The organism is Caenibacillus caldisaponilyticus, assembly GCF_002003465.1.
GTDB lineage: Bacteria > Bacillota > Bacilli > Bacillales > Sporolactobacillaceae > Caenibacillus > Caenibacillus caldisaponilyticus.
Genome location: NZ_BDDQ01000021.1, coordinates 30,720 through 56,595 on the forward strand (window position 1 = coordinate 30,720; position 25,876 = coordinate 56,595).

General features: G+C 51.1%; 19 protein-coding genes and 2 pseudogenes. 5 read left to right on the forward strand and 16 right to left on the reverse strand.

The window, feature by feature from the left end; translation table 11 throughout:
• Nucleotides 1-93: 93 nt before the first annotated feature.
• The 9 genes and pseudogenes from CCB157_RS07315 to CCB157_RS07355 form a co-directional block, all read right to left on the reverse strand.
• A complete protein-coding gene (locus CCB157_RS07315; RefSeq protein ID WP_077615259.1) occupies nucleotides 94-438 on the reverse strand; it encodes an SCP2 sterol-binding domain-containing protein in 345 nt (114 codons plus the stop codon).
• Between the two features lie 223 nt (nucleotides 439-661).
• Nucleotides 662-1,810, reverse strand: coding sequence for an anti-sigma factor domain-containing protein (locus CCB157_RS07320; RefSeq protein ID WP_077615260.1), 1,149 nt, complete (start codon nucleotides 1,808-1,810; stop codon nucleotides 662-664).
• Between the two features lie 43 nt (nucleotides 1,811-1,853).
• The gene (gene sigI / locus CCB157_RS07325) at nucleotides 1,854-2,612 is read right to left on the reverse strand and encodes an RNA polymerase sigma-I factor (RefSeq protein ID WP_439951310.1); all 759 of its coding nucleotides are present in this window, start codon (nucleotides 2,610-2,612) and stop codon (nucleotides 1,854-1,856) included.
• 267 nt (nucleotides 2,613-2,879) lie between these two features.
• A complete protein-coding gene (gene gcvH / locus CCB157_RS07330; protein ID WP_077615326.1) occupies nucleotides 2,880-3,263 on the reverse strand; it encodes a glycine cleavage system protein GcvH in 384 nt (127 codons plus the stop codon).
• 92 nt (nucleotides 3,264-3,355) lie between these two features.
• Nucleotides 3,356-3,730 (reverse strand): arsenate reductase family protein, encoded by a 375-nt coding sequence (locus CCB157_RS07335; protein WP_238594627.1) that lies wholly within the window; start codon nucleotides 3,728-3,730, stop codon nucleotides 3,356-3,358.
• Nucleotides 3,731-4,064: 334 nt separating this feature from the next.
• Nucleotides 4,065-5,848: pseudogene (locus CCB157_RS07340) on the reverse strand (acyl-CoA dehydrogenase FadE).
• Nucleotides 5,849-5,875: 27 nt separating this feature from the next.
• Nucleotides 5,876-7,048 (reverse strand): acetyl-CoA C-acetyltransferase, encoded by a 1,173-nt coding sequence (locus tag CCB157_RS07345; RefSeq protein ID WP_077615261.1) that lies wholly within the window; start codon nucleotides 7,046-7,048, stop codon nucleotides 5,876-5,878.
• Nucleotides 7,049-7,065: 17 nt separating this feature from the next.
• A pseudogene (locus tag CCB157_RS07350) lies at nucleotides 7,066-9,451 on the reverse strand (3-hydroxyacyl-CoA dehydrogenase/enoyl-CoA hydratase family protein).
• Nucleotides 9,452-9,655: 204 nt separating this feature from the next.
• On the reverse strand, nucleotides 9,656-10,573 hold the full coding sequence (locus CCB157_RS07355) for a proline dehydrogenase family protein (protein ID WP_077615262.1): 918 nt from the start codon (nucleotides 10,571-10,573) through the stop codon (nucleotides 9,656-9,658).
• Between the two features lie 177 nt (nucleotides 10,574-10,750).
• On the opposite strand from CCB157_RS07355, the gene CCB157_RS07360 reads away from it, so the two are divergent.
• Nucleotides 10,751-11,038: a hypothetical protein gene (locus tag CCB157_RS07360; RefSeq protein WP_077615263.1), complete on the forward strand. Its 288-nt coding sequence runs from the start codon at nucleotides 10,751-10,753 to the stop codon at nucleotides 11,036-11,038.
• Entirely contained in the window at nucleotides 11,035-11,367 is a 333-nt protein-coding gene (locus tag CCB157_RS07365) for a spore coat protein (protein ID WP_077615264.1), read from the forward strand. The genes CCB157_RS07360 and CCB157_RS07365 overlap by 4 nt, the downstream gene beginning before the upstream one ends.
• Before the next feature lie 212 nt (nucleotides 11,368-11,579).
• On the opposite strand, the gene CCB157_RS07370 is transcribed toward CCB157_RS07365, so the two are convergent.
• The 3 genes from CCB157_RS07370 to CCB157_RS07380 all read right to left on the reverse strand — a co-directional run bounded on the left by CCB157_RS07370 (nucleotide 11,580) and on the right by CCB157_RS07380 (nucleotide 16,088).
• Nucleotides 11,580-13,874 carry a YhgE/Pip domain-containing protein gene (locus CCB157_RS07370; RefSeq protein WP_077615265.1) on the reverse strand — a complete coding sequence of 765 codons (2,295 nt, stop codon included), beginning with the start codon at nucleotides 13,872-13,874 and terminating at the stop codon, nucleotides 11,580-11,582.
• A gap of 322 nt (nucleotides 13,875-14,196) precedes the next feature.
• Complete coding sequence (locus CCB157_RS07375) at nucleotides 14,197-14,826, reverse strand: TetR/AcrR family transcriptional regulator (protein WP_077615266.1); 630 nt, start codon at nucleotides 14,824-14,826, stop codon at nucleotides 14,197-14,199.
• A gap of 191 nt (nucleotides 14,827-15,017) precedes the next feature.
• Complete coding sequence (locus CCB157_RS07380) at nucleotides 15,018-16,088, reverse strand: HD-GYP domain-containing protein (RefSeq protein WP_077615267.1); 1,071 nt, start codon at nucleotides 16,086-16,088, stop codon at nucleotides 15,018-15,020.
• A 231-nt stretch (nucleotides 16,089-16,319) separates the two neighbouring features.
• Here CCB157_RS07380 and CCB157_RS07385 point away from each other — a divergent pair, with 231 nt between their 5' ends.
• From CCB157_RS07385 to CCB157_RS07395, 3 genes are read left to right on the forward strand one after another with little or no spacing between them, the layout of a single operon-like run.
• Nucleotides 16,320-16,526, forward strand: coding sequence for a hypothetical protein (locus CCB157_RS07385; RefSeq protein WP_077615268.1), 207 nt, complete (start codon nucleotides 16,320-16,322; stop codon nucleotides 16,524-16,526).
• Complete coding sequence (locus CCB157_RS07390) at nucleotides 16,493-16,702, forward strand: response regulator transcription factor (protein WP_077615269.1); 210 nt, start codon at nucleotides 16,493-16,495, stop codon at nucleotides 16,700-16,702. The genes CCB157_RS07385 and CCB157_RS07390 overlap by 34 nt, the downstream gene beginning before the upstream one ends.
• Nucleotides 16,703-16,708: 6 nt before the next feature.
• The gene (locus tag CCB157_RS07395; RefSeq protein WP_077615270.1) at nucleotides 16,709-17,362 is read left to right on the forward strand and encodes an HD-GYP domain-containing protein; all 654 of its coding nucleotides are present in this window, start codon (nucleotides 16,709-16,711) and stop codon (nucleotides 17,360-17,362) included.
• Between the two features lie 326 nt (nucleotides 17,363-17,688).
• Here the strand turns inward: CCB157_RS07395 and CCB157_RS07400 are convergent, their stop codons facing one another.
• The 4 genes from CCB157_RS07400 to CCB157_RS07415 are packed head-to-tail and all read right to left on the reverse strand — an operon-like array spanning nucleotide 17,689 to nucleotide 25,759.
• Nucleotides 17,689-18,978, reverse strand: a complete 1,290-nt coding sequence (locus CCB157_RS07400) for a TIGR02679 family protein (protein ID WP_077615271.1) — start codon at nucleotides 18,976-18,978, stop codon at nucleotides 17,689-17,691.
• Nucleotides 18,975-23,102 (reverse strand): TIGR02680 family protein, encoded by a 4,128-nt coding sequence (locus CCB157_RS07405; RefSeq protein ID WP_077615272.1) that lies wholly within the window; start codon nucleotides 23,100-23,102, stop codon nucleotides 18,975-18,977. Before CCB157_RS07405 ends, CCB157_RS07400 begins: the two co-directional genes overlap by 4 nt.
• The gene (locus tag CCB157_RS07410) at nucleotides 23,092-24,258 is read right to left on the reverse strand and encodes a TIGR02678 family protein (RefSeq protein WP_077615273.1); all 1,167 of its coding nucleotides are present in this window, start codon (nucleotides 24,256-24,258) and stop codon (nucleotides 23,092-23,094) included. The genes CCB157_RS07405 and CCB157_RS07410 overlap by 11 nt, the downstream gene beginning before the upstream one ends.
• Nucleotides 24,242-25,759 carry a TIGR02677 family protein gene (locus tag CCB157_RS07415; protein WP_077615328.1) on the reverse strand — a complete coding sequence of 506 codons (1,518 nt, stop codon included), beginning with the start codon at nucleotides 25,757-25,759 and terminating at the stop codon, nucleotides 24,242-24,244. Before CCB157_RS07415 ends, CCB157_RS07410 begins: the two co-directional genes overlap by 17 nt.
• Between the last annotated feature and the right edge of the window lie 117 nt (nucleotides 25,760-25,876).

Below are 25,876 nucleotides of genomic sequence, written 5' to 3' on the forward strand. Positions count from 1 at the left end.
TCGGCGGAACCGACCAAGTATTGAAAATTCCCCTCTCAAACGAGCGCAAGGGGTCGGTTTCATCCATCGCAGACGAGGCAAGGGCCGCCGCCGTTACTTCGCGGCGGCCCCGCTTTCAGTCAGAAGGAATAAGGATTCCAAAGCCAATAAATGGCGAAGATGTCCCTCGACTTTAAGACGGCCTTCTTCTTCGAGGAGCATGAGCCGTTCGCTGCCGTTGACGAGCGCCGTCACGTCCTCAATGCTTCCGTTCACCGTGACGTCAACGCGTTCGGGAGCCGCCACCAACCGCTCGCAATGGCCGTCGTCAAAGCGAATCCAAACGCGTTCCTCGCCGCCGTTGATCTCCACGTCCATGCGCTTGTTTTTGTACAGCGGCACAAGTGCGGGTTTTTGCGATAAAACCGCAACAAACCGTTCCGATGCCTCAATCAACATGTCGCTTCACCTCATTTTTTCCGCCCTATGTATCACAAGAGTCGTGTGGGATAAAAAAACACATGCCATTCGAACCGTCGGATTAAGCATAACATCCTTCATTTTTTCTACATACACCTCGTTCCTATACAAAAAATAAAGGCGCTACCGTACGCCTACGGTTTTCGCCTTTAAGACAATCGGATAATGAATAAATATAAAATAAGTCCTCATCGAACCCATTTTATCGGTGTTCATGTGTGTGCACATGGTGATGCCGCTTTGGAAGCGGACCGTGACGATCGACGGAAACAGGCCGATGATGAAAAGGCCATCTTTCCGTTCTCAAACGCCTATTATCCGTGTGGTGACCATGAGCGGACGGCTTGATTCGGATGCCATTTTCGGACGGCTTGAATGATTTTTCCCGCTTTTTCGTTAAGAAAAGTTTCTCTTCCTTCTCTTTCATGTTCACGACGTGATTCGGTTGCCGGCGCGGGTGACGCCATCTTTGCCTTCCAAGGTTCATGATAACTGAAGATTTTCCTTTTTGGACTGCCTTCGGCGTTTTTAGACTTTGCTCACGGATGGACAGCGCTTTGAAACGGCTCCCGGTATGGACCGAAGGTTTCTTCTTCACGGTTTCCCGGGGGATTTCATTGCGCAGCTCCTTCACGCTCATCGCTTTCGCTTGGTCGATCGTCAAGCCGCGCTGCTCTTTCGACTTCTTTAAATACAGGACGTACTTGCCGGCGGTTAAACCGAATTTCGCCGCCTGATTGCGCCGGTGAAGCGTCGTATGGATGACCTTCACCGCTTCAGCCGAGCGTTTAAAAGAACGGTCGTTGGCAATTTTTTCAATCTTTCGGTTTAAAGCGGTTAGAAACGCCTTTTTTTCAGAATGGGGCACTTCACCGGTGACCGCCGTGCTGACGACCACTTCATTCTTGTCCGTCAAATAACCATGGCGGGCCAACCGATTGGAAATATAATACATGAATGCGTTCAGTGACATGCCGCGGAAATTCCGGCACTCTTTAAGAATGTTTTCCGCATCTTTATTAAGCGCTTTCACCGTGACGACATGCATCCTTCGATCGATGGCGGCTTCAATGCTCGGGTTCACGTCAAAGCTCACGTAAGCAGCCACCGCGTGCCGCAACCCTCCCGGCCCGATCGAGCCGAAAGAAGAAAACAATAAGATGAGGGCGGCCGAAAGCGAAAGGGTCACTTTGCGCATAAACGGGATGCCGGCCTGAATGTGGTAATCCAGCACCGTCTGGCCGACGACAACGCGGGCGCTTCGCTTCAGCCGCACATCTTGAAATGCGCCGTCCGTCGTCAAAACGACCGCTTTTTGGCCCCGCTTGGATATCAAAACCCCACGGATCAATCGCTTCCCTCCCTTTACTCCACAGAGGCCATACGGCCGCTCATTACACCGTCTCCGGTTCAATGTACGGCTTGAGGGCCGTAAATCCGCCGAGATAGATGAGCGAGACGGCTATAATATATTTTCGATTCCTTTCAATCGTTTTGCGACTACACGAGACGTATTGAAGCAGCTCTTTGATCGGCAATTGCTTTTTCTCCAACAAATAGTTGGCCAATTTTTCATTTTCTACCAAAATTCTTGCGATCTGCTTCGCGTTCTCGCGGGCATCGATGTGCTTCGGGCATTGCTTGCTCAATACTTTGAAAGTAATGCCGTATTGGAGCAGCAATTCTTTATAGGATTCAATTTGTTCCATGCGCTCTTGGATTTGCTGTTGTTCCTCATAATAATCAATGGCGGCCTGCTGTTCGATGTAGCTTTCCTCTTGCTGGCCGTCTTCATCGGTCTCCGGCTGGTCAAAATAAACGGTATTCGCCGTGCGCGCTTCCTTTCTGAGAAAATCGATGATGCGGCGGCGGATAACCATGTCGGCAAACGTCAAAAAGCGGCTGCCTTGGCCTTTTTGATATTGATTGATCGCCTCGTTGAAAGCGAAAAGGCCGATGCTGTATTCATCCATAGACTGGTCGATAAAACGGTTGCACACTTTGGAAACAACCTTTTTGATAAACGGTTGGTAGCTGTCGATCAATTTATTCCGTAAACGTTCGTCACCGTTTTGGATTTGATAAATTTTATCTTCAAGCGTAAAAGCAGGAGCTGTCTTTGTCATTAAAGATGGTGCGTTGCTCATCGTCATGGTTTCACCTCTCACCTTTCAAAAGTTCCGAAGGGATCTTCCGTTCGGACTTTCGGCGTTCGATTTTGAGCAACCGAACCGGCCATCCGGCCGAACTTCTCCTAATCTCTTTATACCACGGCAAAGCCATTAATAAATATACAATTTAATAACAATGACAGCTCGTCTCTTAATATTTGTAATGAGATTAGTATTTTGTGGCAATGCCGGCATGAAGATCCGCCGCCGCAAAAAAGCACCCGTCGGCATAACCAACGGGCTTCCCTTTCAATCCTCTTGGATGTGTTTTTCGTAATCTTCGGGTGAAAGAAGCGTATCCACTTCCGAGATATCGCTCGGTTCGACTTCGATCATCCACGCTTTTTCGTACGGAGATTCGTTGACCAGTTCAGGAGCATCCGCCAGTTCTTCATTGACGGCGACGACTTTCCCGCTGACCGGGGCGTACAGTTCCGAGACGGTTTTGACCGATTCGACGCTGCCAAACGGTTCGTCCTTCGTCACTTCGTCGCCGACTTCCGGCAATTCGACGAAGACGATGTCTCCCAATTCGTCTTGGGCAAAATCGGTGATGCCAATCTTGACCTTATTGTCTTCCACTTTGACCCATTCGTGTTCTTCGGTATAACGCAGGTGCTTCGGTACGTTCAAAATGATGACCTCCTGTCTCATCCATTCAAATCCATCCTAGTTCAGAAAAACACCGGGTGCAAGGTGTCACCGAGGGGCATGCCCCCGTCCGATCACCGTTCGGCATATTTCCCCCATACCCGCTCAAAAGCGGTTTCGTCGAACCCGATGGTGACGTTTTCGTTGTCGGTCACGATCGGGCGTTTGATGAGGCGGCCGTCGGATGCAAGCCAATTTAAAAGCTCGTCCTCCGAAGCCGTCTCCACCTTATTTTTCATGCCGAGTTCACGGTACCTTTTTCCGCTCGTATTAAAAAACTTTTTTAATGGCAGGCCGCTGATCTTATAAAATTTTTCCAATTCGACTTTCGACGGCGGCGATTCGAGAATCGGCACTTCATGATACTCTATGCCGCGGGCATCCAACCATTTTTTCGCTTTTCGACACGTTCCGCAACCCGAATACCCGTAAAATGTCAACACGTTCACGATTCTCCCTTCTTTTATCGCAAAGGGCCGCCTTTAAACCGTGTTCTGAAAGACGTTCGCCCCGAGGCGCATCGGTTCAGCGCGAGCCTGTCTATTTTTTTATTATAGCAAAATTTGGTCAAGTATGCGCACCCGGACGGATAAAAAAAGTCGAAAACCGGAGGAATCGCTCCGAAAGCGTCCGCCGTCTAGGCTAGGCAGCAGATCGGCCGTTCCTGCATCCGTTTCCCGTTTCGCCTCTGAACCGGTCACGGCTGACCGAAACAAAAAAACTCCCCCCGCGGGGGAGTCGAAAAGCGCAATGCGTGAGTGGAACGTGCGGGATATTCAATGTTCACACGACGTAGGTTTCGGCTTCAATCAGCTTCGCGGCGATCTCCCGCTTTTTCGCCGTCGTATTGGACGGGGTGAAGCGGGTCAGCTTGCGCAACGCCGTCAGCATCATGCGCAGCTGATCGCCTTCTTCAATCATGAGCAGCGCTTCTTTCGCCAGGCTTTCGATGTGTTGGAACGCCTCTTGGCAAAGGACTTCGGTCATCAACAATTTTTGACGGTTGGGCTCGACACCGTTTTTGTCGATCGCCTTTTGGGTGCGGAGGATGACCGAATCCATCGCATAGATGTCGCTGACGATATCCGCCACGTTGGCGAGGAGTTCTTGTTCATTTTCCAACGCCTTGCCGAATTTTTGCACGCCAAGACCGGCGACCATCAAAAAGACTTTCCTGGCGTTGTTGAGCAGATATTTTTCCTTTTCGAGCGGGGCGTTCCCCGGCTCCTCGGGAATCATCAACATGAGCTCTTCTTGAAGGGTTTGCGCTTTTTCCATCAAAGGCAGCTCGCCTTTCATCGCTTTCCTGAGCAATTGCGACGGAACGAGCAAGCGGTTGATTTCGTTCGTCCCTTCGAAAATGCGGTTGATCCGCGAATCGCGATAAGCCGCTTCGACTTCGTATTCGGCCATGTAGCCGTAGCCGCCGTGGATTTGCACGGCCTCGTCGACGATATAATCGAGCGCTTCGGAGGCGAAGACCTTGTTCAAGGAGCATTCGATTGCGTATTCGGCGATCGCGGCGGCGACTTTTGCGCCGTCGTTGATCTCCTCTTCCGTCAAGCGGTCCATACGGTCGGCGAACAGCCCAACGGTGCGGTAAACCGTCGTTTCAGCGGCAAACGTCTTGATTGCCATATTGGCCAATTTGTTCTGGATGAGCGTGAAGCTCGAAATCGGCCGCTGGAACTGTTTTCTTTGATTGGCGTATTTGACGGCGACTTCCAAAACCCTTTTGGCGGCGCCGACGCAGCCGACGGCGAGTTTGTACCGCCCGATGTTCAAAATGTTGAACGCGACCTTGTGGCCTTTGCCCGGTTCGCCGAGGACGTTTTCCACGGGCACCGGAACGTCTTCCAGGATGAGCGTCCGCGTCGAGGAAGCTTTAATGCCCATTTTCTTTTCTTCGGCGCCGGTTGAAACGCCGGGGAAATCGCGTTCGACGATGAAAGCGGTGAAATGTTCCCCGTCGATCTTCGCATAGACGACGAACACGTCGGCAAAACCGGAGTTGGTGATCCATTGTTTTTCGCCATTCAGAATATAGTGCGTGCCGGCTTCGTTCAGTTTGGCCGTCGTCTTTGCCCCGAGCGCATCCGATCCCGAACCGGGTTCGGTCAGCGCATAAGCGGCAAATTTTCTCCCGGTCGCCAAGTCCGGCAAATATTTTTTCTTTTGTTCTTCCGTGCCGAAGAAAACGATCGGAAGGGTGCCGATGCCGACGTGGGCGCCAAAGCTCAGCGAAAAGGAGCGCGCCGGCGCGAATTTTTCCGTGATCAGCGACGAGGTGATTTTATCAAGACCGAGACCGCCATAGGCTCGGGAACGTCGGCGCCGAGGAGGCCCAAGTCGCCGGCTTTGCGCAGCAGCTTTTTAGTCAGTTCAAGGTCTTGTTTTTCCAGTTGTTCCAAATGGGGCAGAACGTCCTTATTGATGAATTCCTCCGCGGTTTTAGCCATCAGTTCTTGTTCTTCGGTGATCTCTTCCGGAACGAAGATTTGGTCCGGACGGATCTCCTCGACGAGAAAGGAGCCGCCTTTTACCGCTTGTTCCGCCGTGCTTCCCATTTTTCATCCCTCCAAATGGATAGATTTTCAAAGGAGTTCAAAGACGCCCGCGGCGCCCATGCCGCCGCCGATGCACATCGTCACGAGACCGAATTGCGCGCCCCGGCGCTTCATCTCGTAGATGCACGTCAATGTCAGCTTTGCTCCCGTGCATCCGAGCGGGTGTCCGAGCGCGATCGCCCCGCCGTTGATGTTCACGATCTCTTCATCCAGGCCGAGTTCGCGAATGACTTGAATCGATTGCGAGGCGAAGGCCTCGTTCAATTCGATGACGCCGATATCCTCAAGGGATAATCCGGCGAGCTTCAACGCTTTCGGCACCGCCTTTACCGGGCCGATGCCCATGATTTCCGGCGGGACGCCGGCGACGGCGAAGGACCGGAATTTCGCCAGCGGTTTTAACCCTTCCGCCTCGGCCTTTTCCCTGTTCATGACGAGAACCGCGGCCGCTCCGTCGCTCGTCTGCGACGAATTGCCGGCCGTCACCGTGCCTTCCCGATGAAAGACCGGTTTCAGTTTCGCGAGCGCCTCCATCGACGTGTCGCGGCGAACGCCTTCATCCTGCGCCACCGTGACGGTTTCTTCATGAACTTTGTTGTTGTCGTCAACCCAGCGCTTGACGACTTCGACCGGGACGATTTCTTCGGCAAATTTGCCTTCGTCGATCGCCTTGGCCGCCCTTTGGTGGCTGCGCAAGGCGAAGGCGTCTTGTTCTTCGCGCGTGATGCCGTAACGGCGCGCCACTTCCTCGGCCGTATGGCCCATCCCCATGTAATAGGCCGGCGCCGCTTCCACGAGTTTCCGATTCGGTTTCACGACGTGACCGCCCATGGGCACGAGGCTCATCGATTCGGTGCCGCCCGCGATGATCGCTTCGGCGTGGCCAACCATGATGCGTTCGGCGGCGTAAGCGATGCTTTGGAGCCCGGAAGAACAATACCGGTTGATCGTGATCGCGGGCGTGCTTTCGGGCAGACCGGCCAGAGCGCCGATCTGGCGGGCGACATTCAAGCCTTGCTCGGCTTCCGGAATCGCGCAGCCGATGATGATGTCGTCGATGTCGCCTTCATAACCCGAACGTCTGAGGGTTTCTTTCACCGCGATCGCGCCGAGGTCATCCGGACGGGTGTGGGCAAAACTTCCCTTGTGCGCTTTGCCGACCGGCGTGCGCGCGCCGGCGACGATAACCGCTTCGTTCATGTGCTCACCCCTTTTCATTAATTGCGCAGCGGCTTGCCTTTTAAGAGCATGTGCTGCATGCGCTGCTGAGTTTTCGGTTCGCCGAGGAGGCTGAGAAACGCCTCTCTTTCCAAATCGAGCAAGTATTGTTCGTCGACTTCGGTGCCTTGGGGAACGAGTCCTCCCGCCAGGACATACGCCAGCTTTTTGGCGATCTTGACGTCGTGATCGGAGGCGTAGCCCGAATACCGCATCGTCTCGGCGCCCATGACCATCGCGGCATAGCCCGCTTCTCCCGAAACCGGAATTTTCCGCGGCACGGGGGGGCGATAGCCGTTATGATAAAGCGACAGGACGCGTTGTTTGGCGTCGTGGAGGAGATGATCCCTGTTCACGCTGATGCCGTCCGACTCCCGCAAGTATCCGAGTTTTTTCGCCTCGTCCGCCGACGTGGACACCTGCGCGGTCGCGATCAATTTGAAAACTTGATTGCTGACGGCGGTCAGGTCGACCGGGACGCCTTCGGGCAGGCGCTCGAGATAGCGGATCAGCAGCTCTTTATTGCCGCCGCCGCCGGGAATGAGGCCGACGCCGACTTCGACGAGCCCGATGTACGTTTCCATCGACGCTTGAATCGCGCTGCAGGCGAGGCTCACTTCCGCACCGCCGCCGAGCGTCATTTGAAACGGCGCCGCGACGATCGGCCGGTTGGAATATTTCAGGCGCAGCATCGTCTTATGAAATTCGCGAATGACGAGATCCAATTCGTCAAAATTCTCGTCTTGCGCTTCCATTAACATCAAGGCGATGTTGGCACCGACGCAGAAGTTTTTGCCTTGGTTGCCGATGACCAGGCCCTTATAATTCTTTTCAACTTCCTCGACGGCCAGATTCATCATCTGCAGGACATCCGGGCCGAGCGCATTGTTCGGCGAATGGAACTCCAGACAGGCGACGTCGTCGCCGATGTCGATGAGGCTGGCCCCCGCGTTTTTTCTTGATCACGCGGTTTTCTCCCTTGAGCAGATGGAGATGGATGACCTTGGGGTTCGCCTCTTCCTCGACGTATTTCCCGTCATGGTAGTAATAGAGGCGGCCGTTTTCCTCTTTATAGAACGATTGGAAACCGCTTTCAATCATCGCCTCGATCCAGGCCGGGATGGTTTCGCCCTCGTCGCGCATGCGCTGGACCGATTTTTCAAGGCCGATGGCATCCCACGTTTCAAACGGGCCAAGCTCCCAGCCAAACCCCCACTTCATCGCCAAGTCGACGGCGCGGAGATCGTCGGCGATGTCGTACACCTTTTCGGCCGTGTACAGAAGGGTCGGCTTTAACACGGACCAGATGTATTCGCCGGCGCGATCGTTCGCGTATGCCAACCATTTGATTTTTTCCCGCGTCGTTTTCAGCTGTTTGGCCTGCTGTATGGAAGGCGCTTTCAATTTTTCCCGCGGCGAATACGTCAGCGTTTTCGGATCGAGCTGAAGGATTTCGCTTCCCCGTTTCCAATAGAAGCCTTGACCCGATTTGCTGCCGATCCAGCCCCGGTCGACCATCTCACGAATGAAATCCGCCACGGCGAAGACGTCTTTTTCCTTCGGGTCGTCGACGTTTTCGCGGACGTTGTCGGCGACATGCACGAACGTGTCAATGCCGACGACATCGAGCGTGCGGAAGGTCGCGCTTTTCGGGCGGCCGATGAGCGGTCCGGTCACGGAATCCACTTCGCCGACGGTGAATCCGCGCGCCAGCATTTCGCGAAGCGACACCTGAAGGCCGTAGACGCCGATGCGGTTGGCGATGAAGTTCGGCGTATCCTTGCAGATGACGACGCCTTTTCCGAGCGTGTCCTCGCCGAACGCCTTCATGAAGCGAACGACGTCGGGATCCGTATAGTGCGTCGGAATGATCTCCAGAAGCTTCAAATAGCGGGGCGGATTGAAGAAGTGCGTGCCGAGAAAGTGCGCTTTAAAATCGGCGGAACGCCCTTCGGCCATCGCGTGAATGGAAATCCCCGATGTGTTGGAGCTGACGATCGACCCTGGGCGCCGGTGGGCGTCGACTTTTTCCAACACGCTTTTCTTGATCTCCAAATTCTCGACGACCACTTCGATGATCCAGTCGGCTTCCGCAAGCCGGTCCAAATCGTCTTCAAGGTTGCCCGCTTCGATCAGTGCCGCGTTTTCCTGCAAGGTCAAGGGTGCTGGCTTCTGTTTCAACAATTTGCCCTTGGCATCTTGTGCCAACCGGTTGCGGACCGCTTTGTCTGCAAGCGACAGCCCCTTGGCTTTTTCGGCGGCGGTCAATTCACGGGGCACGATGTCCAACAGCAAGGTCGGAATGCCGACGTTGGCCAAATGGGCCGCGATCGACGATCCCATCACCCCGGATCCGATAACCGCTGCCTTGCGGATCGTCTCCATCTCGCCGATACCTCCTCCGTAGATCTTGAATGAATACTCATTCATAACCGTTTAAAAAAATTTATTTTCCAATAAATAATATACACCACCTTTAAAATGTTCTCAATATTGGTTTTAGAAAAGTTTTCACGCGACGGGACGGCATGAAGAAAAAGCGGAAGCCGTCGTGGACTTCCGCCGATTTCTTTCAATATGAGTATATGTTTATTTTCCGAAAATGCCCTTCAAAACAAATGCGACGTTGGCCGGCCGCTCGGCGAGGCGGCGCATGAAATAGCCATACCAATCCGAACCATAGGGCACGTAAATCCGCATCTTGTAACCCTCTTTGACGATTTCCTTTTGGCGTTCGGGCCGGATGCCGTACAACATTTGAAACTCAAATTGGTCTTTCGGGATGTTCAATTCCTTCACCAAATTCTTGGTATATTCGATGATCGCGTCATCGTGGGTCGCGATGGCCGTATAATTGCCGTTCATGAGATGTTTCTTGATCATCTTTTTATAGTTTTCATCCACGTCGCGCTTGTTCGGGAAGGCGACCGTTTCCGGCTCCTTGTACGCGCCCTTCACGAGCCGCAAGTTTGGAGAATAGGCGTTTAAGGCGTCCAAATCGTCGAGCGACCGGTACAAATAGGCCTGAATGACCGTCCCGACGTTATCGTATTCTTTTTTGAGCTCGGTAAAGATGTCGAGCGTCTTTTGGCAACGCCCGGAATCTTCCATATCTATCGTGACGAAAACGCCGCGCTCTTTCGCGGTGTCGAGGACCCGGCGCATGTTTCGGAAAACGAGATCGTCGCTGATGTCCATGCCCATGGACGTCAGCTTTAAGGACAATTGGGAATCCAGACCGTGGTCGCTGATCGCATGAATGGCCTCGATGCAATGGTCGGCCATCTCATTGGCTTCTTTTTCCGTGTCGACAAATTCCCCCAAATGGTCGATGGTGACGGAAAACCCTTCAGCGTTCAGCTTTCGGATGACCTCGACTGCTTCCGCGATCGTCTCTCCGGCGACAAAGCGCCTTGCGCCGAAGCGGAGCCCGTAGCGTTTCGCGGCTTTTGTCAATTTTTTGTTATTTGCCAAAAACAAAAAGAAGTTGCGCATGAGTTGTTCCATCTAATGCCCCTCCATAAAACGCTTCCAATTTGTATCTTTATTCTAGCACAAATCGAGCTTTATCGCGTTATTTGAATATTACCATTTCGCCCCAACGTGAAGGCGGATGCTTTGCCGCCCGTTGAATATCGAAGCGTGCGAACGCAAATGCTAGAAATAAAAATGAGGAGGTTCGCCATGAATCGACAACCGCAACAACAAGCAAGCGGCCAAACGTATATGCAGAAGCCGCCATTCATCATCAGCACAAAGGACCTTTTGTATTTGCAAGACATGATGTCGTGGAATTTGAACGCGATGAAAAAAACCCATTTTTTTGCGAACCAAGCGCAAGATCAAGAAGTGAAAAACGCCCTGCACGCCGTCTGCACCTTGCACGAGCGCCATTACCAAAAGCTGTTGAACCATCTTGCCCAACATCTGCAAACGGCGCAAAGCCCGATGAACAGGGGGATGGAATCATGACGCAACCGATCAAAAATCCAAAAACGAATGTGCCCCAAACGCCGGCCATGAATGACCGCGATTTTGTCAACGACTGTCTAATGACGGAAAAGTATCTGACGATCGCTTATGCTACCGCCAGCCACGAAATGAGCCACGACGCCTTGCACCAAGAGGTGGTGACCCTCTATCAAGAGACCGAGGAATGCCAGAGAAATCTTTACAATTTGATGTTCAGAAAAGGCTGGTACAGCGTCGAAGCCGAGGATCAACAAAAACTTCAACAGGCGTATCAAAAATTTTCCCAATATGCGGCGACCCAATTCCCGCACGGCGGCAACATCCAGTAAAGGTTAAACGTTCGGCTGGAGAACGGGCCATGGTGAAGATCCGCATGACGCCATCGCATGCATTAAGCATGGGCGCACCGTTTGCATGATGAACGGCCGCGCTCCAACAAGCGGCGGCGGACCGGCGGCATAAAACCGCCCAGCGCAAAAAATTTCGCCCGCTTCCCCGATCGGGGGGGCGGGCTTCGTTTAGGCTGAAGGCTTTGCGTCCGTCAAGCCGTGGCCTCTTCGGCCGCTGCGTCGAGCTGCTTTTTCTGTTTATTGTGAAGCGCCGTCAAGAGCAACGTCGTCGCGGCGACCATCAGGACCAAAAACACGGCGAGAACGAGGACGTTATGCCAAAGCAAGTCGGTTTGATGGCCGGCGACAATGTTTCGGAAACCGGCGATGCTATAATTCATCGGCAGCCAGTGATGGACATTGTAAAGGGCCGGCGGCAACAATTCGATCGGATAGGTGCCTCCCGTCGTCGTCAATTGCAACACCAGAATGATGATGGCAAGGAACCGGCCGCGATCGCCGAGCGCCGAGACGAGAAACTGGACGATCGCCATAAAGGTCCAGCTCGTCAAAATGCTGAATGCGATAAAAGCGAGCGGATTCGAAACGTCGACGCCGAGGACGCCCAACAGGATCGCATCGGCAATAAGCGCCTGCGCCAAACCGACGCTGATGAGGAACAAGTATTTGCCGAACGCCCAAACCACCCCGTTTTTCGGCCGGATCGCCGGTTCTTTCATGTCGTAAATGACCGAAAGCAGCAAGGCGCCGACGTACAAGCCGAGCGACAGGAAATACGGCGTAAAGCCGACGCCGTATTTGTCGACCGGTCCGGCATCTTTATGGGCTTTTACCGGCTCGGCAAACATGGCGGCGTTGTCGTTGGCGCGATGGCCATCCGCGGTTTTTCCGTAGGCATCATGAAGTTTTTTGTCCAGTTCATCGGCGCCGCCTTGAATGTCTTTCATCCCGCTGGCGAGTTGTCCGGATCCGTCCGCGATTTGCTCTTGCCCGTGATTCATCTTTTTCAACCCGTCTTTTAGAGCCGCGAGGTTTTTCTCCAAGGTGCCGGCGCCTTCCGCCAATTGGTGCTGCGCCTCGTTCACCTTGCCGATGCTCGCAACGAGCGTGCCCCACTCGCCGTTCAACGCATCGGCGCCTTTGGCGAGCTGATCGGCGCCGGCCGCCAATTGCCCCGTTGCCTGCGGGAGCTTTTGAATGTTTTCCTGCAAGGCGGTGAGGCCGGCGGCGAGTTTTTGCAAGTTCACATCCAGCTCATGAAAGCCGGCCACCAACTGTTTTTGACCGTCCGTCAGTTGTTGGACCCCGCTTTTGAGGTCATCCAGTTGTCCGATGAAATCATTGTTTCCGGTGTTTGCGTTCAACGCTTGTGCCAGAGCATTTTTTAAATCCATAACACCCTGAAATTTATTTTGCTGCTCCGGTGGGAGCGAGTTGTTGTATTGATCGATCGCGGTAAAGAGCTGTTGGAGGCCGTTCAAAAACGATTGGAGCTGTGCCGTCTCATCATCCGCGGCTTGCAATTTTTCGTTCAAGTCGCGGAGGCCGTCGTATTCTTGATTAAGGCCGGCGGACAGCTGTTTGACGGCGTCGCTCAATGGTTTGCCGTTTAATTGGTCGACCATTTCTTGATTGCCGTTGACCATCTTCTCGATGCCGCTGTTTAACGCATGGATGTTTTTCGCCAGGTCACCGGCGCCGTCAGCCAAACGTTGCACCTTCGCGGCATTATTTTTGGTCGCATCATAAAGGGTCTGCGTGCCGGCTTCGGCCTGATCCAAACCGTCTTTCAAGTCGCCCGCTCCCGCGGCGAGCGCGTCGGCGCCTTCTTCCAGTTCGATCCCGGCATCTCCCAGCTTTTTCAGATTGGATTTTAATGCGGTCAAACCGTCAAGCTCTTTCTTGGCGCCGTCATTCAAGTCGCCGGCACCGTCGGCGGCCTTTTTCAAACCGCTCGAAAGCTCGTCAATTTTATCGAACAAGTTCTCCGTAAAACTTTTCGTGATTTCGTGATCTAATTTTTCTTTGATTTTCCTCGCACCGGTGTCGGTGATGATGGAGGCGATGTAGTTGTAGCCGCTGTTTAACTTGTAATAAAGGCGCGCGCGTTCAGGCGTTTTTTCCATCACCGTTGTGACCTGTTCGGAAAAATCTTTCGGAATGGTGATCGTCATATAGTAACGGTTGCGGTCGAACCCTTTTTCCGCCTCTTTTTGGGAGACGAAATGCCAGTCAAAACCGTCGTTGTGTTTTAAATCATCGACGAGGTCTTTCCCCAAGTTGATCTTTTCTCCGGCCAGTTTAGCGCCGCAGTCTTCATTCACGACAGCGACCGGCAAATGTTCCGTATGGTCGTAAGGATTCCAAAACGCCCAGATGAACATGCCGGCATAAATGATGGGGATGAGCGCAATCCCCGCGATAAAAACATAATGTTTTTTATCCCGAAAATAAGAACGGCATTCCGATAAAAACAGTTCGAACATCTGATTCACCCGCCCTTTATCATAATAAAGTACTTCACACTCCGATACATCTGGGGTTGTCCGGTCAACGCCTCAGACGCGGTCTTGGATAAAACCATTGACTGTTTTGGTCAATCGGTCATTTTTCGCCATAAAAAAGGGCTCTTTTTTCCATGCTTTTTTCTTTACTTCTACCATTGTATGGCCTTCTCGCGCAATGGATGCGGTCTTTGCATTGAAAAACGGCACGCCACGGTCTGTGTCGCCCTTTTCTGCTTACCGATTTTGCGACCTAACGCGCCACGGCTGTGCCGTCCAATCCATGCCGTTGTTTTTTACGCCGTCACCGTTCCTCCGCTTGTCGCGGTTGCAAGCCATGCACAAGATATCGGTCAAACAGCTCCGCGATTTCTTGTTCCGACAACGGCTGTCCATATTTCGTTTCCCATTCGAAGACAAGCGCGATGTACAGTTTAAACATAACAAATGCGGTCAATCGCGGATGGCAAGGCGTAATTTTTCCATTATTGATCGCTTTGGTGATGAATTGTTCAATAAACGATATGACGGCATTTTCAAATTCGTCCAGCGCCGCCCGAGCGGCATCCGTTCCAATATCCCTGACTTCTTGCGTCAATTTGAGCGCCAATTGATGCTCTTTGCGGAACGATAACACGTCGTACAAAACCCGCTGCAGGTTATTAAAGAACGTATCGTTCGGATCAATGGCCGCCTCGGCGCGTTGGCGCATCATCGCAATGAATTTCTGGACAATCTCGCCAAAGAGGTCTTCCTTGTTTTTGAAAAAGAGATAAATCGTGCCTTTGGCCACGTTCGCCATTTTCGCCACTTGCTCCATCGTCGTTCCCTTGTAGCCAAAAAGCATGAAGGAGCGCTCCGCGGCGGCTAGGATTCTTGTCCGCTTGTCGATGGGGACCACCCTCTCGGCTGACCAAAAAACCAAAAAAGTCATTTGTTCAAACAGGAATATAGCACATCCGATGAAAAAGCACAAGGAAAAACGCCCGTGTCCATTTTGATCCACAAAGGTTCGCTGACGCGGCGGAAGACACCTCTCATGGCAAAAAAGACCGCCGATCCCGGCGGTCCCTTATGACCAGGTAGGCCCCATCCAGGGGCTTCCGCGCTGTCAAGTTGACAAGCTCATCCGCTTTTGACGTCCATCGTTTTTTGCAAATGGCCGAATTGTACAAATGACGCAATGCCCGTTGAAAGATTGGGGGGAATCTCGATTTCTTTCCCGGAGCCGAAAAGTTTTAAACGCGGCATGCCCGGCAGTTCATCGGTCACTTGAACCACCCGGGCCGTCTGGCCATTAGATAGGCGAACGATCGCGTTTTTAGGGTAAATGTTGAGCATTTCCATAAAATCGATCAGAAACGAGCGATCGAGCGGTTTTTGGTCATCCTTGGTCAATATCTCAAGCGCTTGGAAAGACGAGTACGCTTCCCGATAGGGCCGATCAAGGGTCAGCGCCGAATAAACGTCGGCGATCATCAACAAATCGAGCGTCACCCAATCACCGGCTTCCCCGTTTTTCAGTTTTCCGGCATCCAGGCGCCGATGGTGCGCCTGCGTAAACCCTTTGATGGCTTCCACTCCCGACAACTGGCGAAACACGTCATCGCTGTTTAAAATTTGATATTTTAACAGAAGCTTTTCCCTGTCCGTCAATTCGCCTTCTTTTTGTAAAATGCCGATCGGGACTTTTAATTTGCCGATATCATGCAACAAACAGCAGGTGACGAAGAAAAGCGGATCGGGCATCTGAAGATGTTTGGACAACAGCGCACCGAGAATAAAGACGTCGAAGGAATGCAAATAAGAATCCTCATTCCACTGCTTGAGCGCCTTTACCAACCGGGCGATCGCTTCGTCCGCCATGATCTTATAAAAAAGCGACTCGACGTAGCTAAAATCCTCCATATTATGGAGAGCGTAGCCGTACCTCTTTTCGGAGGCCACTTTGTATAGCGATTCATAGAAAAGACGCCTGATCCCCAACGGTTTTTCAATGCCGGCCTTGTCGGGACGGGAAATGGTCTTGTCTTGCACCGTCAAGATATCGATGTGTTCGATTCCCCATTTTTTTAACCGCCTGATGTTCTCCGCGGTCAAAGCCGTCCCGGCTTTCAATATGAGCACCTTATTGGCATACAAATCCGTAGCGACGACATCTCCCGCTTTAACCTCTTTTAACGAAACGACCGCCATAAGCCTGTCCCCCGCTTTCGAGAATATTCACCGCCCGACACGGTTCGTCAAAATAGGCATTTAGACTTAGTTATTTAGTACTAGTTGATGTATAACACAGACTTATGACGGATTGAATCACCATAAAGGGTGAATTATACCAACCTAAGGGGAATAGCCATGCGGGAAATGAATTGATAGTTTTATCAAGATGTCAAAACATGTCGCATTTTCAGGAGGAGGAAGACATTATTGAAGATCATTCAAGGCGTGCAATTGGAAGATGAGGAGATTCAAAGCATCTTATTTTGTCTGAAATGGGCGCAGAAACGCGACGCGCAGGAATCCATTTTCAGCGAAGAGCGCCGGCGCGTCGTCAGCCGCCTGATTAGGGAATTTGCGCGATTGACAGGGGCCCCAGTCGAATGGGAGCCCTGGACAAATGTAAAAAAAAACTAACCTCAAGGGAATTTGAAATCTTGCGCGAAATTATCCACGGCCTTTCCAACAAAGAGATTTCCAATAAATTTAAGATCTCAAACAATACGGTAAAAGCCCATCTCAAAAACATTTATAAAAAGCTAGGAGTAAGAAACCGCTGGGAACTGATCACTCAATTTTATCGAGAGGATTGATGCAAGATGGGCATGGACGGGCTTTCGAACACCGCCTCTGTTTTGTTGGAAAAGTTAAGAAGCTACCACGCCGACACCTTTAGTCACAGTTTGCGGGTTTCCTGGCTCTTTCGTCATTTATTGCGCGAGACGTCTTGTTTTCCCGGCTTAGAAAAACCGCTCTTTTTGGGCGCTCTCCTCCATGACATCGGGAAATTGGACATCCCGACATCCATCCTCGACAAAAAAGACCCGCTCACGGATGACGAATGGCGTTTGATAAAGACCCATCCGCTGAAAAGCTACCTTTATTTAAAAGAAGCGATACCGATCCGCGAATGCCTGGACATTGCTTTATACCACCATGAACGTTGGGACGGAAACGGTTATGCCCGCATCCGGCGCGATCTTCTGCCGGATTACGCGTTTTTGTTTTCGATCGTCGATGCTTTTGACGCGATGACCTCCAAAAGGGCCTACAACGACGTCTTAACCGTGCGGCAAGCGCTTGAAGAAATTCGCAAAAACAGCGGCACTCAATTTTCTCCGGCCGCGGTCGAGATCTTTTGTCGACTTTCCGAAGCGGAGCTCGCGGCGATCATGGCCGATATATTTACCGATGGAGCCCGCCTGTTGGAGGACATCCGCCACTATCTTTCAAGTCATGTGTTCGCCTCATGACGGTTATCGGGTCAAATCCAAATTTTTGTATATTCCCCTATGATAAATACCATGAACTTGAAATTTTGACGCCTGGTGGTTAGGCCCGGCAAACCTCCCTGCCGGCAGCCTTGCCGGACAAACTCATATGTTGTCAAGGAACAAGCGTGTCAAGGAGCTTTCTCGGCATATCCTCGCTTCCGGGTATTCCGTGTCCTCCTTGACACGGCAAAGAGGTTATCCTATTCATCGCCGGAGTTTCTTCCTTCACCGAACGAGTTTCTTACTCTTTCGTTTTCAGCCGTTTTTCTATTCCAAGCCAATGGATGGAAAAGACAAAAACGCATTTATGTCCTTGCTTGTCTTCCCAGATCAGTTCGTCTTTTCATATCTGTCCTAAGCATCAGCAAAATTGCCTCTTGGTATCCTGCTTTTTTTAACTGCTCCATTTCCATCTTGACAGGTTGCAGCATTCTAGATGATACGGATTGGAGTCTTGCCAGCCGCTCCTCAGAAAGCGAAACGCTCGGCATCGAGGCGAAATAGTCTTCGCGTGTGAAATGCCAAAGAAAAAGTTTTTTTCCATATCGCCCGGCAAGCCGGTCCGCCATTTTCAGTCCTTCCGGATCAAAGTCGCCTGAATAGTAAAGGCGAGCACCCGACTCGGCGAGCAAGTCAAGGAGCAGCATCGTCGCTAGATTCAGTTGGCCGTTTGTGCTGACAAGCGGCATCGCTTCGTCCAACAGTTCAGAAAAAACGCCGGCGTTTTCTACGACAAAAACGATGGTTCCTTTGGAAGGATGTGCTCGCTTCAACTTAACAATCTCCCTTAACGGCACATTCAGCGGCATATTCGTTTCACTCGCGGCGGCAAACACGGGATGAACGCCGTTTTCTGTTTCTGCCAAAATCCCCGCACACGTCACGAAATTGAGTATGTCCTCGCGCAATATGCCGAACGATTGCAATAATTCATTGACTTCTTCTACTGACGAAAGCTGATATTTTTTCCTTGAGTAAAATTCCAACGCGGATAGTAGCAGCTTTCCTTGAAACGTGTGCAAATCAAATGCGTGCGGATCTCCGGTTACTTTTTGCGCGAATAACGGCAGGCGTTCGTATACCCCTTTTTCAGGAAGCTGGCGCAACGCTTCGCAAACCGCGCAAAGTGAAGTACACAGCTCTTCGCGCTGCTGAGCGTAGGCTTGATGAAGAAGACGGTATTCGTTCGGGTTCTCCAGCGCTGCCGCAAGCCATTCCGCCCCGCTCGGATAGGCGGCGATCAGCCGCTGGAAAAATGCCGCTTTTTCCTGTTGTTCCGCTTCCCGCCTTTCTTTGTTTGCGATGAGCGGTGCACCAAAATAATGGGTTAACAATTCTTCCAACGTAACACCGGCAAACCTTGTCTTTTCCAGCTGCTTGGCAAACGCTGTCAGGGAAACGCGCGTCATTTCCTTCCCAAAAAACGCCGCAACTGCTTCTTTTTCATCTTTCGTAAAAGAAACGAGAGAAATCGTGCCGCCGACGCGACCAAGCGATTCGTATTTCTTTCTCATTTCGCAAAAAAGGCGGCGGAAGCCCGCCTCGTTGCGAAAAAATCGCGCCGCTTCCACCGCCGGTTCCGATGGCCGCGTCATTGTTTCACCGCCATTTCTTGTTCGTCCCGATCAGTCACAAGCCGCTTGGCTGTTCCGTTCCAGTAGTAGCGGATGACCGTCACATGCGAAGCGTTTTTTGGGCGCACGAGTTCACAAATGGAGAGCGACGGCACGGTGTCGTAATCGCCCCACAGCGCCTGCGAATTCATGATGTAATTAAAGCCGAGCGTTTCGACAAGCTCAAACATGTCGCGAATATTGTTTTCATCGACACCGGCGAACGCTTCATCAAGAGAAATAATATACGGCGCATCCTCGCTCGCTTCCTGATAGCGAGCGTAAGCGGCGGCAAAGAGCGGAATGTACATCGCCATCGCTTTTTCTCCGCCGCTAAACTGATAAAAGCGCTGGTTCGTCAGCTCCCGTCTTGGTTCGTTCGTTTTTTGATAATAGAGGGTGAAGGTGAACCACTTCCGATAATCGAGCACCTCTTTGATGACTTGATGGAGCGTGTTGCCTTGCCCTTTTTCTTCTAACATTTCACGCGCACGGTTAATTTTCGAACGGAAATGCATCGTTACCCGCTGCAAATCTTCCTCGCGCAACAGCCTTGAATTCATCCGCAGCAATTCCACCAGTTCTTTCGTATCCATCTCTTCTTCGGTTTCCGCTGTTTTTGGCTTCCATTGAATCGACAGCAGCAGGCCCATGGAAGCGTTGCGCTTTTGCATGAGCGCGTTCATTTCTTTCACCCAGCGTTCAGCGCGCTGAATGCGGCTGCGCAAAATGCGGCCGACCGTTTTTAACAAAATGTCTTCATACAATTCACGGTCGCGCTCGTTAATGTACTCACGCTGCAGCATGATCTCTTTTTCCATTTCTTTTAGCACGTAAAACGGCGTGACGCGCTCTCCTTTGTAATCAAGAAGCAACACTTCTCTGTCCCGCTTTTCCCGCCAATCTTTTGCCCTTATTTCCATCTGTTCGTCCATCCCGACTGCGGCGAACGGATCTTCTTCTATCACGATCGATTCTTTTGTTAAACGGTATTCGACCAAATTGGCTCCTTCTTGGAAAAACGCGTAGCTTAATTTCGTCATCACCGCGGAACGGGTTTGCTCCTTTCCGCTTGATCCATAACGGCGGACGATCTCTTTTGCTTGTTCCCGCAAACTTTCTTTTTCCGTCACTTCCACGAACCCAAGCTCTAATTCCGCGGTAAATGAACGCTGCCAGGCGGCTAGAAGTATACGGGTAAACCGCAGCTTTCGTTCGAGCCCTCGTTGTTGGCGCTCGATGGATTGCAGCGCTTGCTCAATGCGCGCTTTCTCATTCAACTTGTCCGGCAGCGTCTGGTTCACCCATTCGAGACGGTCCCGCACGCGGGAAATTTCCGCGCGAAGGTCATCTGCCCCCATCTGTCTTAACGTTTGTTCCATATGCTGCAGTTCCAATAGGATGCGCTGTTGGCTGCCCTCCAAAATGCTGAGGTCCCCTTTTATTTCATCGATTTCCTCTTGAACGGCCGCAAGCTGGTCTTGATGATAACGCAAGGCTTGGGCACGATGGAGGTACGTGCGGTGCTCGAGCTCTAATTTCGTTAAGTGCCGCACATACTCTTTCATCGCCTGCCGCGCTTCTTCATAACGCGCTTTTGTCCACTCTAGATCGAGCCCCTCGGTTTGTTCGCGAAGCGTCTGCTTGATTTCCTGCCAGGCACGGACGAGCTGATTCAACTTTTCGCTTTTTTGTTCGACTTCTTGTTGCTTGCTTGCAATAGCGCGCTGTTTTCGATCCCATTCGTCAAAAGCGGTGCGCACATCGCGGTCGGATGGAAAAGATTCCATCGCTTCGTGCAGCGCGGCGATTTTCGCTTCCACATCGGCAAGCTGCTCCAGTTTTTGTCCGAGAAGATGGTGAAGATGCTCCAATTTTGCTTCAAATTCCGCAATTTTGGCGAGACGCCAGCGTTTGCGGACGTTTCGCCCGATAAACAGCGCCTGCTCCCGTTGCGGAGCATGGCCTTTTAGCAGCCCGAACGAGTAGCTCCCTGACTCATTGATCACAAAATGCCCTTCTTCCGCTTCATCGGCAATGATAATGCTGCGGAGAACGGACTCGACGCGCGCGGCCGAGACGCCGGCGCGTTCATCGATGTCTGGCCGCAAATAGTCGGCAAGCGTGTGTGCCAGTTCCACCGGGTTTGGCCGCAAAATGCGGTCGTGAACAATCGGTACGTCGGTTTCAGTCACAAGCGCGTCAAGCACTCCGGCATGGTACAGCGATGATTCGATGCGTTCGCGCACCGCTTCCGGCACATGGTCATAAAACTCGACGCTGGCGTAAAACGGCACGTACGCCACTCCTTGCGTCCGCAAAGCAGCACGCGCCTGCGCCGTTTGTTCATCATGTTCCAACTCAGGATCTTTTTCTGTTTTCCAACGGCGCAGCTCTTCTTCGGTTTCAGCGATTTCTTGTTGGACTAATCCGATTTCGTGCTCCCATCTCAATTTTTCTGCTTTTCGCCGCTCTAGCGCTTCATAATAGCGATCGGCAAACAATTTTTTAACATCTTCAAAATGGTAGCGTTCATACAATTCATGCAAATAGCGGAGGAAAGACCGCATCGTTTCCTCCTCGACAGGAAGGTCCGGATACGTTTCCTTCCAGGCAAATACCGCCTCTTGAAAGCTTGATTTTTCGCTTTCCAAAAGCTCGGCCCATTTTTTCGCCTCATGATGCAGATCGTCTAACAGGCGCTGCTGCTCGCCAAGCTCATGATAAGCATCCTCATAGCGGAGCTTTAGATTGTCATGGCGCGCCCAAAGCGATACGATTTCCTCCAGCCGTTTTTCATGGGCTTCCGCTTCTTTGCGCCAAAGGGCGAAATCAAACGCATTGCCCCGATGGCGCGCAAAATCCGCCTCATTTAAATCGTGGGCGGCAAACGCGGTTTCTTCCGCACTATAGCGCAATTCCTCCAGTTGTTCCTCCATCGCCCGTTCGGACTGATCGAGTTCTTGCTCGGCAGCGGCAATTTCCTGCTTCCATTTTCTCTCTTGACGCTGCTTTTCATCGAGTTGCCGCTCTTTTTTCTCTATTTGCATTCGCCCATCGGAAAACCGCTGTTTCGTTTCCCGATATTTTTCTTCGGCGCGAAATACTTCGTGGCTCGCTAAATCCAGCTCCCGTTTGCGCAGCACCGCTTGCTCGTTTTGCAAGTTTTTTATTTCCGCTTTGAGCTCTTCAAGCCGAGCGGTGGATTGCTGCTGATCTCGCCAGCATTGTTCTTGTTCTTCCGTCAACGCCTCTTCTTGCTTAACCGTTTTTAGCCATTCGTTCGCTTTTTCCCATATCATGTATTCGTTATATTGCTGATAGTGCTGGCAAAGGCGGCGCAGCGACGTTTCATCCCGTTCAAGCTGTTCCAGCTGCTGCTTTGCCTGATCCATGTTTTCGATCGTCTCCGATAAATGGCGTAATTCCTCATCAGTCAATGGCGGCAGCGAGCTTTCGAGAATTTCATAAATGACGGTCGGCTTAAAATCTTTCGATAGTTTTGGACTGCGCAGCTGAATCAAAAGCTCGATCAGCTCTTGAAACGCTTCGAGCGATTCGAAACGGAATATATGCTTATTGACCAGCTCCATGTATTCTTTTTGCGTATCGACAACCGTGCCGCCGTCACCAAGCAGGGTAATGAGTTCCCGTTTCGTAAGCGGGAATTTTTCCCCTGTTTTTTCTTTTTTATATAAACATATATCTTTGCCAATGCGGCGGTTGTCAAAAATGACAAATCCCCAAAAATCCATCCCTTTTTGCCGTTTCGCCCTTAAACCGATTCCGGTTGTGATATAATGGTCGCTATGCTTTCGTTTATATTCCAAAAACAAATAGCCTGTCCGTTCGTCACGATCGACCAATTCCCTTTCGCCAAGCAAATAATCTTCCATGCGCCGTGCGCGAGACCCGAACGGATCGAGCCGGTCGGGAGTTTTCTTCCCGTCTAGCAAAACGGGAATCAAGCTTTGCATCGTCACCGATTTCCCCGAGCCGTTGCTGCCGCGGAGAAACAACCTGCCGTCTGCAAAATGAAAATATTCTTCATCGTAATACCAAAAGTTTAATAGCCCTGCGCGATGGAGCAGCCATTTATTCGTCATTATCATCTATTCCTTTCTTAACAAAATCAGAAGGATAATGTCCGACAATACGTCCGAGCAGCGGATATAGTATAATCATTTCCGTTTCTTGTTCGATATCGGCCATTTTCCATTGTTTCATTACTTCCAAAAGCACGGAGGCCAGTTGGGCGGGAGTCATGTCGCGGTACGTTTTTCCCCATCCTTCACCGTACTGCTCTTTACAGCATGTAAGCAGCTGCTGAAAATCGGCGCGCGTCATGCGAATGTTTCCGTATTCATCAGGCGGATAATCGGAAAGATGGTTACGAATGATTGCCGACAAATGAAGAATAATATCGGATGTTCCTTTTTGATCAGGGAACAATGTATAAACGGCTTCCCGTTCCGGAAAGGTGAGCAGTGCGGCGTTTTTGTACAATTCGTAACGGAAATCGCTATGCGCTTCAATATCTACACGCAATCGGTGGCGGAAGTTGCGCAAGTAATAGAAATCGGGATCATCCTTTTGCCGGCGGTAGATGACCGGCGATAAAAACAGCTGCCGGAAAATGCGATGGCGCCGATAATCTTCCGGGGACGTTTTCCATTCCTCTTCCAGCAATTGTTCGACCGTTGTAAACTGGAGCAAATCTTTCGGATAAGATCGCATAAAATAACGGGCAAGCACCGGAACTTCGTAAAGCGCTTCATGATCTTCGCGCTGGGCGAACCCTTCAATTTCGCCGTCGACCCGCTTGACAACGCCAAGCTGCTCGGCGGTTTTCAAGACGCGAATCAGCGCGCGACGCTGCTGATAATTCGTCCAGTCAAGCGGAACTTCTCCAGGATTCATTGTTTTTATTTCCTCGCACACATCGGACAATAAAAACTTTTCTTCGACGTCCTTCCCTTCCAAATAGGCCATCAAACAGCAAAACAGCACGTAATCGAGCGGCTCTTGAAACGACTCAATGCCCATCCATGCCTCCGGTTCGGCCGGTATTTTTTCTAATTTGGCGAAATACCGGTGGACAATGAGGCGGTAGCCGAATTTGTCTAGCACATAACGCTTAATGGCGTTTTCACGTTCACGAACGAGCTGAAACAATTCCGGATCATGTTCGCGGACAATCCAAAAGCGTTCGAATAGCGCGGTTAGCGCTGCTTTCGCCTTTTCATCAAAGTCGCGCTCCACCGGCTGGCACCTCCTCGTTTTCTAAAAAAAGAATTTCATAATTTGGCATGATCATCGTTCCATCCTCTGAATATATTGGAATGAGCTCCTCATCCTTTTGCACAATTTTCACTTTCCAGCCCATTTCCGTTTTGACAACGCGGTCTTCGCGCGACATCGCTTTGGCAATCCAGTTTAATAACGTTTTGCGAACATGGGAAGCGACGACCGGCAATTCTCGCAAAATAATTTTGCCGTCCTGAACCAGCTGTTTGAGCTCTTCTTCTTCACGCTGTTTTTGCTGCAAAAACTCCCACATTGTTTGTTTCTTTTTGTCTTCATTGTCCACGATGGCCTGCGGCTTTTTCTTTTCCTGGTAATGGCGGACGCGCGGCTTCACCGTCCATTCGCTCGGCGCTTCCTCCCAAATGTCGCGATACATATCTTCCGTCGCATCGTTGTCCGTCACGACATGTTTCGTATGAAAACAGCCAAACACAACCGCTGACAATTTATGCGCTTCTTCGATCGAATCAAGGCGCGCAAACCATTGTGCCAAATATAAATAGTCGTTTTTGCGGCTACGAAGATGGTGGTGCCGCTCACCAAGCCGCTGCACGACCCTTGTGATACGTCGGATCGCTTCATTTGTTTGTTTTTGTAAAAACGCCAATTCACTGTCATGACCGTTCCGCCCTAAAAACCATTCTTTTAAGCTGCGCCACGTTTCCATCCGTTCTTCCACCATTTGCTCTCTTGTAAGCGAAAGATCTTCCCAGCGCGGAATCGTCATTTGGTATTCAACGACAAAGTGGACAAACTGGCGCACCTTTTCTTCCGGCAAATCTTCAAGCAGCTTTTCAATCTGCATCGATGTTTTTTGCAGGGCAACGATAAAATCTCGCAAATATGTCGTGAACTTTTCCTTGTATACGAGGAACGCATCCGACATCATTTGTTCTTCCATGTTTTCGCTGTTTAAATAAGCGATATAGTCGGCGGAGTTTTGAATAATTTTTTTGAAATAATCAAACGTTTCTTCCCATACTTGGTTCATCTCATCTTGTTTTTCCGAAAATTCGTTTTTGATAATCGTTTCGATGCGCACAAGCGAGGTATACAAGCGGTCAAAGCGCGTTTTCTCTAGTGAGCCGCCAAACGAATCGCCAAGCTGCTCGAGCGTGCGGATCATGCGCTCGATTTCGACCGTGTACGGGCTACACTGATAGCGAAACCGTTTCTTTTTAAACTCCTCAATCGTGCGAATGTACGCCGTCTCCTGTCTCGCAATTAAGTTTTTCCACTTGACAAGCTGATCCAAGTCTTGTTGCAAATCGTCTTCCGTATAATCGCGGAATTCATCATGCTGCTTTAAAAAAGCATACACCTCTTCCGGAAACAAGTATTGACGCATCCGTTCGTGCTGTGTGTAAAAATAGCGCAAAATCGCGCGATAACGATAGGCATTGTCAGCCGCTAAATACTTTACTTCCGAAATCGGCTTGAGCCACGAAGTATCCATCGCCATTCTCCTTACCTTTTGTCATCTTTTTATTTGTTGTACGTCATTTACGATAACTCTGCTAAAAATCTATACCATCGACGCAGTCTTTTGCCTTTTGTGTTGCCATCCCTTATT